Origin of the sequence: Anaerococcus tetradius ATCC 35098 (assembly GCF_000159095.1) — a bacterium.
Lineage (GTDB): Bacteria > Bacillota > Clostridia > Tissierellales > Peptoniphilaceae > Anaerococcus > Anaerococcus tetradius.
On sequence record NZ_GG666363.1, the window covers coordinates 1 to 378 of the forward strand.

A 378-nucleotide genomic window follows, 5' to 3' on the forward strand; every position below is an offset into this window, starting at 1 on the left:
TCTTCTGATGAAGAAATTAAAAAGCTAAAAAAAGATTTAGATAAGAAAATCGAAGAAGCAAAGAAGTTAATCGAGGAAGCAAATAAAAAAGCTAAAGAAGAACTTGAAAAACAAGCTAAAGATGAAAAAGATAAAAATCTAAATCAAGACTTATCTAAGAAATTAGATGAACTTCTAAAACTCCAAAAAGAAAACAAAGAAAAGAAAGAAGAGAAGAAATCTCAAGATAAGAAGTGGGACGAACTTTTGAAAGCTGATGACAAGAACATTCTAAATCAATTTGATCTTAACAAGATGAAAAAGCAAGAGGAACAACAAGACAAAAATGAAGTTAAAGATGAAAAAGAATTTGCAGTTTTTCAAGTAGACAAAAACTTC

The 378-nt window shown here is 27.8% G+C and carries 1 pseudogene; it reads left to right on the top strand.

Annotated elements, in window-relative coordinates:
- Positions 1 to 378, top strand: a pseudogene (locus HMPREF0077_RS10190) (stalk domain-containing protein); the annotation flags it as partial.